Genomic DNA, 14366 nt, shown 5'->3' with positions numbered 1-14366 from the left:
CGCCATGCACGCCCGCACTGCATACCGCGCACCGGAGGCCCGGCCATGACCGCGCATTCCACGCCATCCGTGCTGCGCCATGCCCGCCTGCCGGCCTGGCTGCTGGGCGAAGACTGGCCGCACACGGCCACCCGCACCGCGCTGGCGCGCATCGAACTGGCGCAGGGGCGCGTGCGCAGCGTGACGCCCGAAGACGACCGCGCCTGCGAGCCCAACGCCTGGAACCTGCACGGCGCCCTGGTGCTGCCCGGCCTGGTCGATGCCCACGTGCACCTGGACAAGACCTTCACCCTCGCGCGCATCCCCGAGGTGCAGCCCGGCCTGCTCGGCGCCATCGAGGCCTCGGTGGCCGACATGGCCCGCTGGACGCCCGAGGACATCCATGCCCGCGCCAGCCAGGGCCTGCAGTGGGCCTGGGAGGCCGGCACCACGCTGCTGCGCACCCACGTCAACTGGTCCGAGATCGGTCCGCTGCCGGGCGCCTGGCCGGTGCTGGACCGCCTGGCCCACGACTGGGCCGACCGCCTCGCGCTGCAGCTGGTGAGCCTCACCAAGCTCGACAGCTTTGCCGGCCCGGCTGCCGCCCGCACCGTGGCGGCACAGGTCAAGACCACCGGACCGCATGCGCTGATGGGCGGCTTCGTGCACTCCACCAACTGGGACGCCCAGGCCATGCGCCATCTGCTGCAGGCGGCCCAGGCGCAGGACCTGGACGTGGACCTGCATGTGGACGAGGAACTGCACGCCGAGGCTGAAGGCCTGCTCGGCACGGCGCGCATCGCCCGCGCGCTGGGCTTTGCCGGCCGCATCGTCTGCGGCCACGTCTGCGCGCTGGCGGCCATGCCCGAATCCCGCGCCCTCGCCATCCTGGACGAGGTGGCGCGCGCGCCCATCACCCTGGTCAGCCTGCCCATCACCAACCTGCTGCTGCAGGACGCCCGCACCGGCCGCACGCCGCGCCAGCGCGGCCTGACGCTGGTGAAGGAGGCGCGCGCCCGCGGCATTCCGCTGCTCTTCGCCAGCGACAACGTGCAGGACCCGTTCTGCCCCGTCGGCAGCTACGACCCGCTCGAAGGCATGGCCGCGGCGGTGCTCGCCGGCCAGCTGGACGCCCCCTTCGACCGCTGGTCCGACACGCTGTGCCGCGCCGACTTCCTCGCCCGCGGCACGCCCGGCCCCACGCGGCTGCAAGGCCAGCCGGCCGACCTGCTGATCTTTCCCCAGGCCGATGCCAGCGCCTGGCCCTCGCGCACCGGCACGCGCGTGGTGCTGCGCACCGGCATGGCCCATGGCGCAGCGCCGGCGGCCTTCCTGCCGCCCCGGGCCGCCGCCACCGCCTGACACGCCTTCCCCGAACAAGGACTCCCGCCATGCTGCACGGCTACATCCCTCCGCACCGCTTCCTGCCCTATCTGAGCTGGACCGAGATCGACCAGCTGCCCGACCGCGAGAACACCGTGATCGTGCTGCCCTGCGGCGCCATCGAGCAGCACGGCCCGCACCTGCCCTGCTCGGTCGACAGCGTGATCGCCTCCGGCGTGATGGGCGAAGCGCTACGCCGGCTGCCGGCCTCGGTGCGCGCTTTCGCGCTGCCACCCATCACCTATGGCAAGTCGGAAGAGCACCTGCACTTTCCCGGCACGATGACGCTGACCGGCACCACGCTGCTCGCCAACGTCACCGAAATCGGCGAGTCGGTCTACCGCGCGGGCTTTCGCAAGCTGCTGCTGGCCAACGGCCATGGCGGCCAGCCGCAGGTGCTGGAGATGGCCGCGCGCGAGCTTCGGCTGCGCCACGGCGACTTCGTGGTCGTGCCCCATGGCGTGAGCCGCCTGCCCAGCGCGGCCAGCAAGCAGGTCAGCGAGCAGGAGAAGAAGCTCTCCATGCACGCCGGCCATTCCGAGACCGCGCTCATGCTGGCCCTGGCGCCCGAGACGGTGCACATGGAGCGCGCCGCCGCCAACTTTCCACCGCCCTTCCCCATCAAGCTGCTCTCGCCCGACGGCCGCCCCGCCTGCGCCTGGACGGCACGCGACTTCGGCCCCAGCGGCGTCATCGGCGACCCCACCAGCGCCACGCGCGAGCAGGGCCAGGAGATCCTGGACACGCTGGCCGACAGCTGGGTCCAAGCGCTGACCGAGCTCTACCAACTGCGCTGGCTGGTGCGCGAGGAGCCCACCTGGGAGCGAGGTCAGTTCACGGGTCACATCGAGAGCGCCCGCTGACGCCATTTGCCGAACGGTGCGGCTCTTGCTTGGGAAACGCACCGGCCCGCGCCCCCTTTTCGTCCCCATCCCCGTACTGATTTGTCCGACCTTTCCAGGAGCCCTGCCTTGAACCACCGCTTCACCCGCCTCGCTTCGCAATCCGCCCTGGCCCTGGGCGCCGCCGTCCTAGCGCTCGCCGCCTCCGGCGCCCAGGCCGAGGAAAAGTTCACCTACATGACCAACTGGTACGCGCAGGCCGAACACGGCGGCTTCTACCAGGCGGTGGCCACGGGCATCTACAAGAAGTACGGTCTGGACGTGACCGTCAAGATGGGCGGCCCGCAGGTCAACATCCTGCAGATCATGGGCGCCGGCCAGGCCGACTGCGTGATGGGCTCCAGCGACCTGCAGATGATGCGGGCCCGCGACAACGGCCTGCCGGTGGTCACCGTGGCGGCGCTGTTCCAGAAGGACCCGCAGGTGCTCATCGCCCATGACGACGTGAAGTCCATGGAAGAGATGAAGACCAAGACGGTGCTCATCGCCGCCAGCGCGCAGCAGGGCTACTGGGCCTGGGTCAAGTCCAAGTACGGCCTGACCGATGCGCAGACCAAGCCCTACACCTTCAACATCCAGCCCTTCCTGGCCGACAAGAACATGGTGCAGCAGGGCTACCTGACCTCCGAGCCCTACGCCATCCAGAAGGCCGGCGCCAAGGCCAACACCTTCCTGCTGGCGGACCATGGCTATCCCTCGTACGCCACCACCATCTCCTGCATGGAGAAGACGGTGAACGACCGCGCAAAGGCCGTGGCCGATTTCGTCAAGGCCTCGGCCGAAGGCTGGAAGAGCTACCTGGCCGACCCGGCGCCGGGCAATGCCCTCATCAAGAAGGATAACCCGAACATGACCGACGACCAGCTCGCCTACAGCGTGGCCAAGATGAAGGAGATGGGCATCGTCGGTTCCGGCGACGCCGTCAAGAGCGGTATCGGCACCATGACCGAGGCGCGCATCAAGGCCAACTACGACTTCCTGGTCGGCCAGAAATTCATCGACCCTGCCAAGGTGGACCTGGCCAAAGCCTACAAGCTGGACCTGGCCCGCAACGCCAAGGTGCTGCCGTGACCGATCGCGTCCACGCGCCCGCCGCGGGCGTGCCGGCCATCGAGGTGCTGTCGGCGCAGAAGACCTACCCCAACGGCACGGTCGCGCTGCAGCCGGTGGACCTGACCATCGAAGAAGGCGAGTTCGTCACGCTGCTCGGCCCCTCGGGCTGCGGCAAGAGCACGCTGCTGAAGATGGTGGCCGGCCTGCTGGAACCCAGCGACGGCCGGCTGCTGCTGTGGCGCAAGCCGGTGCAGCAGATGCACGAGAGCACGCAGAAGATGTCCTTCGTGTTCCAGTCGCCCACGCTCATGCCCTGGGCCACGGTGCAGGCCAATGTGCGGCTGCCGCTGGACCTGGCCAAGGTGCCCCGCGCCGAAGCCGATGCCCGCGTGGCCGAGGCGCTGGAACTGGTGGGCTTGGCGAAGTTCGCCAACGCCCTGCCGCGGGCGCTGTCGGGCGGCATGCAGATGCGCGTCTCCATCGCCCGCGGGCTGGTGGTGCAGCCCAACCTGCTGCTGATGGACGAGCCCTTCGGCGCGCTGGACGAGATCACGCGCCACAAGCTCGACGCCGACCTGCTCGAACTCTGGCGCAAGAAGAAGCTGACGGTGGTGTTCGTCACCCACTCCATCCACGAGGCGGTGTTCCTGTCGAGCCGCGTGGTGATGATGGCCGCCCGCCCCGGCCGCATCGTGGAAGAGGTGCGCATCGACGAGCCCTATCCGCGCAGCGCCGAGTTCATGGTGTCCTCGCAGTTCCAGCACTACGCCAAGCACCTGCAGCGCAGCCTGCTGGCCGCGAGCCAGAACACCGACGAGGAACACACGGCCTGACCGTGGCGGGCGCCCGCGCCCGCCGCTTTCGCCACGCAGACCGGCGGCTGTGGCCGCCACGGAGATCGATCCCATGAGCATCACCTGGAACGCCGCCGCGCCGGCGCCTTCCGACGCCCCGGCGGCTTCGCCCGCCGTTGCCGCGCCGGCACCCGCCGCTTTCGCGCCTGCGCCGCAACGTCCGCCCGCACGCGCGGCCCGCGTGCCGCTGCTGCGCCAGCCGCGCGTGCAGCGCATCCTGCTGCCGCTGATCGTCGGCCTGGTGCTGCTGGGCGGCTGGCAGGCGCTGGTCGTCGGCATGGAGCTGCCGCCCTACCTCGTGCCCTCGCCGGTGCTGATGCTGCAGACGCTGGTCACCGACTGGGCCGTGCTGGGCGGCGCGCTGCTGGTCACGCTCAAGATCACGGTGCTGTCCTTCGTGGTCGCCACGGTGGTGGGCGTGCTGATCTCCTTCCTCTTCGTGCAGAGCCGCCTGATCGAGACGGCGCTGTTCCCGTACGCGGTGCTGCTGCAGGTCACGCCCATCGTGGCCGTGGCGCCACTGATCATCATCTGGGTGAAGGAGCCCACGGCCTCGCTGGTGATCTGCGCGGCGCTGGTGGCACTGTTCCCCATCATCTCCAACACCACGCTGGGCCTGCGCAGCATCGACCCCGACCTGCAGGCCTACTTCCGCATGAACCGCGCGACGCGGTTGCAGACGCTCATGCGCCTGCGCATCCCGAGCGCGCTGCCCTACTTCTTCGGTGGCCTGCGCATCTCCAGCGGCCTGGCGCTGATCGGCGCCGTGGTGGCGGAATTCGTCGCCGGCACCGGCGGCAACGCGACCGGCCTGGCCTACCAGATCCTGATGGCGGGCTACCAGCTGAACATTCCGCGCATGTTCGCGGCCCTGCTGCTCATCTCGCTGACCGGCGTGGCGCTCTTCGCCGCCATGGCTTGGCTCACGCGCGTGGCGCTGGGCGGCTGGCACGCCAGCGAGCTGTCGCACGACTGAATGCAGCACGACTGAATCCGATTCCGAGGACCCCTTGACCATGAACGCCCGCCTGCACGCCATCGAGCAGCTGCACATCGAACTGCCCGACCTGGACTGGATCACCGACCCCAACCGCATCGAGCGGCTGTCGCAGGACTTCTCCTGGTTCAGTCCGGTGCTCAAGCGCCAGCTCGAAGGCAAGGTGGCCGACAGCGTGGTCCGGCCCCGCACCGAGGACGAGATCCGCCGCCTGGTGGCCGCCTGCGCGAGGCTCAAGCTGCCGCTCACCATCCGCGGCAGCGGCACCGGCAACTATGGGCAGACGACGCCGCTGGCCGGCGGCGTGGTGCTGGACATGACCGGCTACAACGGCGTGCTGTGGACGCGACCCGGCGTGGCCCGCGCCCAGGCCGGCATCCGGCTGAACGAGCTGGAGAAGGCCACGCGCCCCACCGGCTGGGAGCTGCGCTGCGTGCCCTCCACCTTCCGCAGCGCCACGTTGGGCGGGCTCTTCGGCGGCGGCTTCGGCGGCGTCGGTTCGATCAACCACGGCCCGCTGGCCGCGCCCGGCAACGTGCTGGGCATCCGGGCCATGACCATCGAGCCCGAGCCGCAGATCGTCGAGCTGCGCGGCGCCGAGGCGATGCGCATGCACCACCTGTGGGGCACCAACGGCCTGGTGCTGGAGATCGAGGTCGGTCTCGCGCCCTGCCAGCCCTGGCTGGAAACGCTGGTCACCTTCAGCGACTTCGACCAGGCCATTGCCTTCGCCGACGAACTGGCGCGTGCGCCCGGCCTGTCCAAGCGCGAGGTCGCCTTCTTCGCCAGCCCCGTGCCGGACTATCTTTCGCAGCTGGCCGAGCACCTGCCCAAGGGCTGCCACGCCGTGCTCTCGCTGGTGGCCGAGCCGGGCGAGGAAGCGATGAACGAGATGGTGGCGGCCCGCGGCGGCACCGTCAGCTACCGCCGCACCGCGGACGAAGTGGCGCGCAGCCACAAGACGCTGATGGAGTTCACCTGGAACCACACCACGCTGCATGCGCTGAAGGTGGACAAGACCCTCACCTACCTGCAGACCAGCTTCACCGCCGGCCAGCATGTGCAGCAGATCACCGAGCTGACGAAGCGCTATGCCGGCGAGGTGTTCATGCACGCCGAGTTCCTGCGCACGATGGACGGCCAGATGAGCTGCAGCGCGCTGCAACTGGTGCGCTTCACGACCGAAGAGCGGCTGGCCGAGATCATCCGCGAGCACCGCGAATTCGGCGTGCGCATCAACAACCCGCACACCTTCATCGTCGAGGACGGCAAGGCCGGCGGCGACCTGCCGGAGGAGGTGGTGGCGGTCAAGCGGCGCTTCGATCCGCTGGGGCTGCTGAACCCGGGCAAGCTGCGGCACTTTCCCGTGCGCTGAGCGGGTCCCTCTCGGGTGAATTGATCCGCGTCGGCCTGCTCTCCGGCCTGTCGATATCAGGTGCGTTCAGGTGTCCGTCGCGCCCGCCAGACCGCCAGCCCCAGCACGGCCAGCGACAACAGCCACAGCGGCGCCAGTCCGAAGCGCGACACCCACCAGGCGAAGGGCGTGATGTTGCTGCGACCTTCGACTTCGGCCTCCAGCACGCCGCGCGTGAGGCGGGGCAGTTCGTGCGTCACGCGGCCGCGGTGGTCGATCACCACCGTCGCGCCGGTGTTGGTGGCCCGCAGCATGGGGCGCTCGAATTCGAGTGCCCGCATGCGCGAGATGGCGCGGTGCTGGTCGATGGCCACCGTGTCGCCGAACCAGGCGATGTTGCTCACGTTGAGCAGCACGGTCGGCGCAGCGGCGGCATCGCGGAAGCCGGCGCCGATCTCGTCGCCGAACAGATCCTCGTAGCAGATGTTGGGCGCGATGCGCTGGCCCTGCCAGTCGAAGCTGCGCTGGGGAAGCCCGCCGCGGCCGAAGTCGGCGAGCGGAATGTTCATCATGTCGGTGAACCAGCGGAAGCCCCAGGGGATGAATTCACCGAAGGGCACCAGGTGGTGCTTGTCGTAGCGGTACGGTCGCTCGGCAAGCCCGGGGCCGAAGCCGAGCACCGAGTTGGCATAGCGGCCCGGGCCGTCCTCCATCGGCACGCCGACGATGGCGGCCTGATCGCCCTGTGCGTAGCGCTGCGCAATGGCTCCCAGGTAGCCCTCGGGCAATTGGCGCGGAAGCAAGGGGAGCGCAGTTTCGGGCGTGACGACCAAGGCGGCCCGGCTCTTCTGCAGTTGCTCGCCGTACCAGCGAAGCGCGGTGTCGATGCCAGCGCCCGGAATGAATTTCTCGTCCTGCGGGATATTGCCCTGGAGCAGAGCGACTTTCAGCGGGCCGGTGCTGGCCCTCGGTCCACCGTCGCTGCGCACGAGACCCAGGGCCTGTGGCAGCGCGATCAGCGCCGCGGCCGTGAGCGGCAGAGCCCACATGCGACGCCGGCTCGTCCACAGGCCCGCACAGGCCGCAATGGCAGCTGCCGCGGTGCCGAGACCATAGACGCCCACCCACGGCGCATAGCCCGCCAGCGGCCCGTCCACGTGCGCATAGCCGCCGGCGCCCCATGGAAAGCCGGTGAACAGGCTGCCTCGCACCAGCTCGGCCAATGTCCAGAGGGCGGCAAAGAGCAGCGTACGGCCTCCGGCGGAAAGCCGCGGTGCCAGCCAGCCCCACAGGCCGCCAGCCACACCGTAGTAGGTCGCCAGCCCGCCACCCAGGAACAGCACGGCCAGCGCTGCCAGCGGCGCCGGCAGGCCGCCGTAGGTGTTCATGGAGATGAAGAGCCACCAGAAGGTGCCGCACAACCACGCGGTGGCATAGAGCCAGGCGCCCAGGGCCGGCATGCGCCAGCCACGGCCTTGGCGTTGTTCGCCGTCGAGCAGCAAAACCAGCGCGGCCAGGGACAGCAGTTGCAGCCACCACAGCGGCTCGCCGCCCCAGGGCCAGGCCATCGACGCCGCCTGGGCCAGACCGGCCAGCGCATAGGCCGGGAGGCGGCGCGCGCGCATCAGGCGGTGGTGTCTTCGGCCCGTGCGGGCGAGACCTTGAACCAGCGCACCGCGCCACCACGGGTGTGCATCACCACGAAGTCGAAGCCGCCCACCTCGTGGCGTTCGCCGCGCTTGGGCACATGGCCCATCTCGTGCGCGATGAGCCCGCCGATGGTCTCGAAGTCCTCGGACTGCTGCTCTTCGCTGAACTGGATGCCAAAGGCTTCGGCCACGCGCTCGATGGGCGTGTCACCGCTCACGCGGTAGGTGTGGTCGGCCAGGCCGAAGATGTCGCCCTCGTCCTCGGCGATGTCGAACTCGTCCTCGATCTCGCCGACGATCTGCTCCAGCACGTCCTCGATGGTGATGAGGCCGGCCACGCGGCCGAATTCGTCGATCACCACCGCCAGGTGGTTGCGGTTGCCCCGGAACTCGCGCAGCAGGTCGTTCAGGCCCTTGCTCTCGGGTACGAACGTGGCGGGACGCAACAGGGCACGTATGTTCAGCTCCGGCGAGCGCTGCAGCTTGAGCAGGTCCTTCGCCAGCAGGATGCCGATGATGTTTTCCTTCTCGCCCTCGTAGACCGGGAAGCGCGAGTGCGCGGTGTCGATGACGAGGTAGAGGATGTCCTCGTAGGCCGCGTCGATGTCGATGAGATCCATGCGCGGGGCTGCCACCATCACGTCGCCGGCCGTCATGTCGGCCATGCGCAGCACGCCTTCGAGCATCACGCGGGAATCAGGGCCGATGATGTCGTTGTCTTCGGCGTCGGCGAGGGTTTCGATCAGTTCGTCGCGCGAATCCGGTCCGGGATGGATGAATTCGGCAATCTTCTGGAGCAGGCCGCGCTTGTCGTCCCGGGGATGGGAGGCGCGTTCAGGGTGGGGGTCGGCCACTGCGTGAGGGCGGTAGTTGAGGGATGCCTAGGATACCGGAATGCCTTGGCGGCCTCGTGTCAGCCGTCGCCTGCGCGAGCAGCGCGCGGGCGGTCATCCGTTCAGGGGGCCGAGCGCTGGCGCGCTTCACGCACGCCGGAGCGCACTTCCTGCAGACCGGCCAGGAAGGTCCAGAACTGATGGGCCCGCGCCTTGAGCTGGAAGTCGACTTCGCCGAATTGGTCGAGTGCGATGCCGGAGACGCGGCTGTCGAAGTCGGCGGCAGGCAGCTCGAGGTGGGCCTCGGACTCCGAACCGCTGCGCACCACGGTGGCGCCTGCGTTGCGTGCGATCTTCAGCATGGCCGTGTTCTCGCTCAGGGCGTGGATGAACAGCATGCTCACGCCTTCGTTGCGCGCAACGGTCACGGCCCGCTCGAACAGACGCGCGCCATAGCCGCGGCCACGGGCATGCTCTGATACGGAGACGCCAAACTCCGCGCAGCTGCCATCCTGGCCCGTCGGCGCGAAGGCAAGGTGGGCCATCGCGATGATCTCAAGGCGGCGGTTGTAGATGCCGAAGATCTCGTCCCGCTGGAAGTCGAGACCATCGACATAGCGCTGGACCTGTTCGTCCGATGCGGCATAGCCGAAGCGCAGGTACCGGTCGCGTTGCGACAGCGCCAGCAGGTGGGACAGGATTCGGTGACGTTCGCGGGGCCCGACGGACCGGATCGGAACCATCCCCGCCGCGGGACGGGGCCGCAGGGGGCGGGCCGTGCCGGCGGTCGCAGGATCGGCAGCGACCACGCCGGGGCGCAGCAACTGCACGCCAGCACGCACGGTCTGAACGAGAGCCTTGGGGAACATAGGGTCGATCATAAGGGTTTTCCCTATGGATGCAGGCGGGGCGCTGTCGCCAACCGGTCACGGGGTGAGGGCATCCGCGTGAATGTTGCGGCGCAGCAACCTTTGGCCACCAAGATCACACCGGCACGGCCGTCGTCGCTTTCACCCGGTCGAGCACAAAGCTGGTCTTGCAGTCCTGAACGCTGGGGTGCTTGAGCAGGGTGTCCATGATGAAGCGGCTGTAATGCGCCATGTCGGCGACGACGACCCGCAGCAGGTAGTCCATCTCGCCTGTCAGTGCGCTGCATTCCACCACCTCGGGCCATGCCTGGATGCTGGCGCGGAACAGGTCCATCGGGTTGCGCTTGTGGGTTTCGGTGTGCTTTTCGAGGCGCACGTTGAGGTAGGCCGTGAGGCCCAACCCCACGGCCTCCGGCCGCACGAGGGCGACATAGCGGTCGACCACACCGCTCTCTTCCAGCCGCCGGACGCGGCGCAACACGGCGCTGGGCGAGAGGCTGACCTGCTCGGCGATCTGTTCGTAGGTGGCCCGGCCATCGGCCTGGAGCAGCTGGAGGATGAGCCGGTCCTGCTTGTCGAGTGCGTGCATGGGTGGATTCTTGCCGCGATCGCGCGCAGCGGCGAGCGTTCCCATCGGCCGTGGCGGCCGCGCGCTGGCGACCGGCGGGGTGGCGGCCTCAATCCTCGTCCAGGAGTGCCAACGTCCCGTTCATGACGGCGGCGTCGAACGCCAGTTCCACATGCGCCAGCCCGTGCGCAGGCCGGTTGTCGGCGCCCGGCAATGTGGCCGTGTGCATGGGGAACACCATGTTGTCGCAGTTGGAGAACCAGCAGGTGAAGCGCGCTGGTTCGCAGCCCTGTTGCGCATGCGCCAGGGCCGCCAGCCAGGGACTGCCGATGCGCATCTCCAGGCTGCTCGCAGCCCGCCCGATGCGCGCGGTCCACGTGCCCGCGTGCGGGGTGCCCAGCGTCACGATGCGGTGGACCGGCTGCGCGCCGCGGGTGCGGCACCACCAGGCACGGGCCACGAGCCCGCCCATGCTGTGGGCCACCACCATGGGCGGGAGGCCCGTCGCGGTGCGAACCTGCCGTATGGCTTCATCGACGGTCTGGACGAAGCCGTCCAGGCTGCCGAGCGGCGGCTCGAGATCCACCGCGACGACGTAGCGCCCCTGCGAGGTCAGGCGCTGCAGCCAAGGCAGCCAGAAGCCACGGTTGCATGAGAAGCCGTGGATGAGGACAACGCCCCGTCGGCCATCCGTTGCCGGGAAATGGTCCGGAAGGGCGGTCGATCGAAAGGGCTGTCGCCATGCCCAGATGCGTGGTGACAGCAGGCACTCTGCCCACCAGGCGCGCAGCAGGTCGCTGGCGCTGGCGTGGGGCCCCTCTTCGCGCCGATTGACGAGTGCGCTCGCCACGAATTCCGCGGCCAGCACCAGTGCATGGCCACCGACCAGCACCGCCCAGCCGCCAACAAGCCATCCGACGGAATGCTGCGCGGCGAATGTCGTCCAGCCCAATGCCGTGAGGCACCAGACCACCACGAACCAGCGCTGCCATCTCGCGATCATCGCGCCATGATCGCACGCGCTTCGGGCAAGCCCGGGGACGAAGGGTCACGCTGACATTCCACAATGCGGCAAACAGAGTCTGGAGACCGCATGCATCCGTCCACCCTCCCCTACTACCCGCCCGGAGTGCCTTTCGAGGTGGACCCGGCGCAGTACTGCTCGCTCAACCAACTGTTCGAGGCCTCGTTCAAGGCCCATGGCAATCGGCCCTTTTCGGTATGCATGGAGCGCTGGATGAGCTACGGAGAGCTGGACGTGCTGTCCCGCACCTTGGGCTGCTGGCTCCAGTCGCTGGGGCTCGAACGGGGCGCACGCGTAGCGCTGATGCTGCCCAACATCCCCCAGTTCGCCATCGCGATGATCGCCGTGCTGCGCGCGGGCTACACCTGCGTGAATGTCAATCCGCTCTACACGCCGCGTGAGCTGGAGCATCAACTGAGCGACTCGGGCGCGAGTGCCATCATCCTCCTCGAGAACTTTGCAGCCACGCTGGAGCCGGTGCTGCTGCGTACACCGGTGCGCCATGTGCTGCTCACGGCGATGGGCGATGAACTCGGGGGGCTGTACGGCACCTGGATCACCACGGCCGTACGGCATCTTGCCAAGATGGTGCCCCCCTTCAAGCTGCCGATCGACAGCGAGCACAGCGTCAGCACGTGGTCCGAGGCGATGTCGAAGGGACAGGGCCGGACACTCGCTGCCGACGCATGCACGCTCGATTCCACGGCCTTCCTCCAGTACACGGGCGGGACGACGGGCCGCTCCAAAGGCGCGATCCTCACGCACCGGAACATCATTGCGGCGACGCTGCAGGCCGAAGCCTGGTTCGCGCCGGCGATGGCCAAGGTGGGGGATCCCGCGCGCATCAACGGTATCGCGGCCCTGCCGCTGTATCACATCTTCGCGCTCACGCTGTGCATGCTCGCGATTCGACAAGGCTCACACATGACGCTGGTCCCCAACCCCCGAGACGTGGGCAAGTTTGTCGACGTGCTCAAGAAGCGGCCCTTTCACGTGCTGCCGGCCGTCAACACGCTGTTCAATGCGCTGCTCGCGCACCCAGAGTTCAAGAACGTGGACTGCTCGCAGCTCGTCATCTCGCAGGCCGGCGGCATGGCCGCTTCCGAGGGCACCGCGCGGGCGTGGTTCGAGGCCACCGGCTGTCCCATGATCGAAGGCTGGGGCATGAGCGAGACCTGCGCGATCGGCACCAACAATCCCGTCACCAACACGAGCTTCTCTGGGACCATCGGCCTGCCGCTGCCCGGGATCGAGATCGCCATCAAGGACGATGAAGGGCACACCCTGCCGCATGGAGAGTCGGGCGAGCTGTGCATCAAGGGCCCGAACGTGATGACCGGCTACTACGGTCAGCCCGAGGAGACGGCGGCCGCGTTCACACCTGACGGGTTCATGCGCACCGGCGACATCGCCGTCATGCAGCCCGATGGCCAGGCTCGCATCATCGACCGCAAGAAAGACATGATCCTGGTGAGCGGCTTCAACGTCTTTCCGAACGAGTTGGAGAACGTCATCTCGCTGTGCCCAGGGGTGCTCGAATGTGCTGCCGTCGGCGTTGCAGATGACAAGCAGGGTGAAGCGATCAAGGTCTTCGTCGTGCGCAAGGACGCGCAGTTGGACGAGGACGCCCTGATGCGTTACTGCCAAGCGCAGTTCACGGGCTACAAGCGGCCCAAGTACATCGAATTTCGCGACGCCCTGCCCAAGACGAATGTGGGCAAGATTCTTCGTCGGGAGCTTCGACAAACCACCCGCAGCAGCCCCGCGCACTGAAGTGAGCTGCGTGGTTGCGGCCTTGCCTGCGCAGATCACCGTCTTCGAGCGGGGATGGCTGTCGTCCAATAACGTCCTTTTGACCGGTTCGCACGAAGCCGTTCTGGTCGACTCGGGCTACTGCACCCACGGTGCGCAGACAGTGGCGTTGGTGGAGGACGCGCTGCAGCGCCGGCCCCTCGACCGGATCGTCAACACCCATCTACACAGCGACCATTGCGGCGGCAACGCGCAGCTGAAACAGCGCTACCCGGCACTGAGCATCAGCGTTCCGTATACGCAGCTGGCCGACGTCCAGGCATGGCGGGAAGACGTGCTGACCTACCAAGCGACAGGCCAACAATGCCCACCGTTTCAGGCCCATGATGGATTGCGCCCCGGCGATATGGTGGAGATGGGTGATCTGACATGGCTGGTCGTCGGCGGTGCTGGCCATGATCCGGACGAGGTGCTGTTCTTCGAGAAGACGAATGGCATCCTCATTTCAGCGGACGCACTTTGGCAGCATGGCTATGGCGTGGTCTTTCCCGAACTCGATGGCGCAGGGGGCTTTGCCGACGTCGCTGCCACGCTCGATGTGATCGAAAGCCTCGCGCCGAAGATCGTGATCCCAGGCCACGGTCCGGTGTTCGTCGATGTCGAAGAAGCACTCGCCCGCGCGAGGCGCCGCCTTCATCAGCAGCGGAGCGACCCGCAGTCCCACGCGTGGCACGCACTGAAAGTGCTGCTGAAGTTCAAGTTGCTGGAGCAGGGGCGCATGGAGCGCAGTTCGCTGTTGAAGTGGGCGCTGTGCATGCCGCATGGGCGTGGGCTGAGCCAGAGGTACTTTGCGTCCGAGCCAAGCGCCGCGCTTGTGACGCGGGCGCTGGAGAGTCTGATCAGGAGCGGCGCCGCACGGCGAAGCGGAGCCTGGATCGAAGACGTGAGTTGAACTGTGGTCTGACCGGCAACGTGCTGGAGGTATTGCGCCCCAGACAGGCTCAGTTTTCGCCTTAACTGAAATGAAGCCGGATTCGCGTCAGCGTAGGTGACAAAAACAAAAAGCCCCGCAGCGAGGGCTGAGGGGCTTTTTGAGGGCTGTAAGAGCCTGACGATGACCTACTTTCACACGGGAGTCCGCACTATCAT

At 68.0% G+C, this 14366-nt stretch carries 13 protein-coding genes; 8 read left to right on the top strand and 5 right to left on the bottom strand.

The genetic code is table 11. The features are described 5' to 3' along the window. Positions 1-45 precede the first annotated feature (45 nt). The 6 genes from BXA03_RS23250 (at position 46) to BXA03_RS23225 (ending at position 6543) form a co-directional block, all read left to right on the top strand. Positions 46-1341 (top strand): amidohydrolase family protein, encoded by a 1296-nt coding sequence (locus tag BXA03_RS23250; protein WP_076511568.1) that lies wholly within the window; start codon positions 46-48, stop codon positions 1339-1341. Between the two features lie 29 nt (positions 1342-1370). After that, entirely contained in the window at positions 1371-2225 is an 855-nt protein-coding gene (locus tag BXA03_RS23245; RefSeq protein ID WP_076511567.1) for a creatininase family protein, read from the top strand. A 108-nt stretch (positions 2226-2333) separates the two neighbouring features. After that, positions 2334-3335: an ABC transporter substrate-binding protein gene (locus BXA03_RS23240; protein WP_369822464.1), complete on the top strand. Its 1002-nt coding sequence runs from the start codon at positions 2334-2336 to the stop codon at positions 3333-3335. Further along, a complete protein-coding gene (locus tag BXA03_RS23235) occupies positions 3332-4150 on the top strand; it encodes an ABC transporter ATP-binding protein (protein WP_076511566.1) in 819 nt (272 codons plus the stop codon). The genes BXA03_RS23240 and BXA03_RS23235 overlap by 4 nt, the downstream gene beginning before the upstream one ends. Before the next feature lie 73 nt (positions 4151-4223). Further along, positions 4224-5147, top strand: a complete 924-nt coding sequence (locus BXA03_RS23230) for an ABC transporter permease (RefSeq protein WP_083716373.1) — start codon at positions 4224-4226, stop codon at positions 5145-5147. 40 nt (positions 5148-5187) lie between these two features. After that, entirely contained in the window at positions 5188-6543 is a 1356-nt protein-coding gene (locus BXA03_RS23225; protein WP_076511565.1) for an FAD-binding oxidoreductase, read from the top strand. Positions 6544-6599: 56 nt separating this feature from the next. Here the strand turns inward: BXA03_RS23225 and lnt are convergent, their stop codons facing one another. The 5 genes from lnt to BXA03_RS23200 form a co-directional block, all read right to left on the bottom strand. After that, the gene (lnt, locus tag BXA03_RS23220) at positions 6600-8147 is read right to left on the bottom strand and encodes an apolipoprotein N-acyltransferase (protein ID WP_076511564.1); all 1548 of its coding nucleotides are present in this window, start codon (positions 8145-8147) and stop codon (positions 6600-6602) included. Further along, positions 8147-9025 (bottom strand): HlyC/CorC family transporter, encoded by an 879-nt coding sequence (locus BXA03_RS23215; protein WP_076511563.1) that lies wholly within the window; start codon positions 9023-9025, stop codon positions 8147-8149. The genes lnt and BXA03_RS23215 overlap by 1 nt, the downstream gene beginning before the upstream one ends. Positions 9026-9126: 101 nt before the next feature. Further along, complete coding sequence (locus tag BXA03_RS23210) at positions 9127-9873, bottom strand: GNAT family N-acetyltransferase (RefSeq protein ID WP_369822463.1); 747 nt, start codon at positions 9871-9873, stop codon at positions 9127-9129. Positions 9874-9988: 115 nt separating this feature from the next. Next, positions 9989-10462 carry an Lrp/AsnC family transcriptional regulator gene (locus tag BXA03_RS23205; RefSeq protein WP_076511562.1) on the bottom strand — a complete coding sequence of 158 codons (474 nt, stop codon included), beginning with the start codon at positions 10460-10462 and terminating at the stop codon, positions 9989-9991. Positions 10463-10550: 88 nt separating this feature from the next. Next, positions 10551-11444, bottom strand: coding sequence for an esterase/lipase family protein (locus BXA03_RS23200; protein WP_076511561.1), 894 nt, complete (start codon positions 11442-11444; stop codon positions 10551-10553). 90 nt (positions 11445-11534) lie between these two features. Between BXA03_RS23200 and BXA03_RS23195 the strand changes: the two genes are divergently transcribed. Then, a complete protein-coding gene (locus BXA03_RS23195) occupies positions 11535-13238 on the top strand; it encodes an AMP-binding protein (protein WP_076511560.1) in 1704 nt (567 codons plus the stop codon). 10 nt (positions 13239-13248) lie between these two features. Continuing rightward, positions 13249-14169, top strand: a complete 921-nt coding sequence (locus BXA03_RS23190; protein ID WP_234983807.1) for an MBL fold metallo-hydrolase — start codon at positions 13249-13251, stop codon at positions 14167-14169. Positions 14170-14366: the final 197 nt, after the last annotated feature.

The organism is Pseudacidovorax sp. RU35E, from assembly GCF_900156165.1.
Lineage (GTDB): Bacteria > Pseudomonadota > Gammaproteobacteria > Burkholderiales > Burkholderiaceae_C > Xenophilus.
This window is presented reverse-complemented; position numbering and strand designations above follow the sequence as displayed.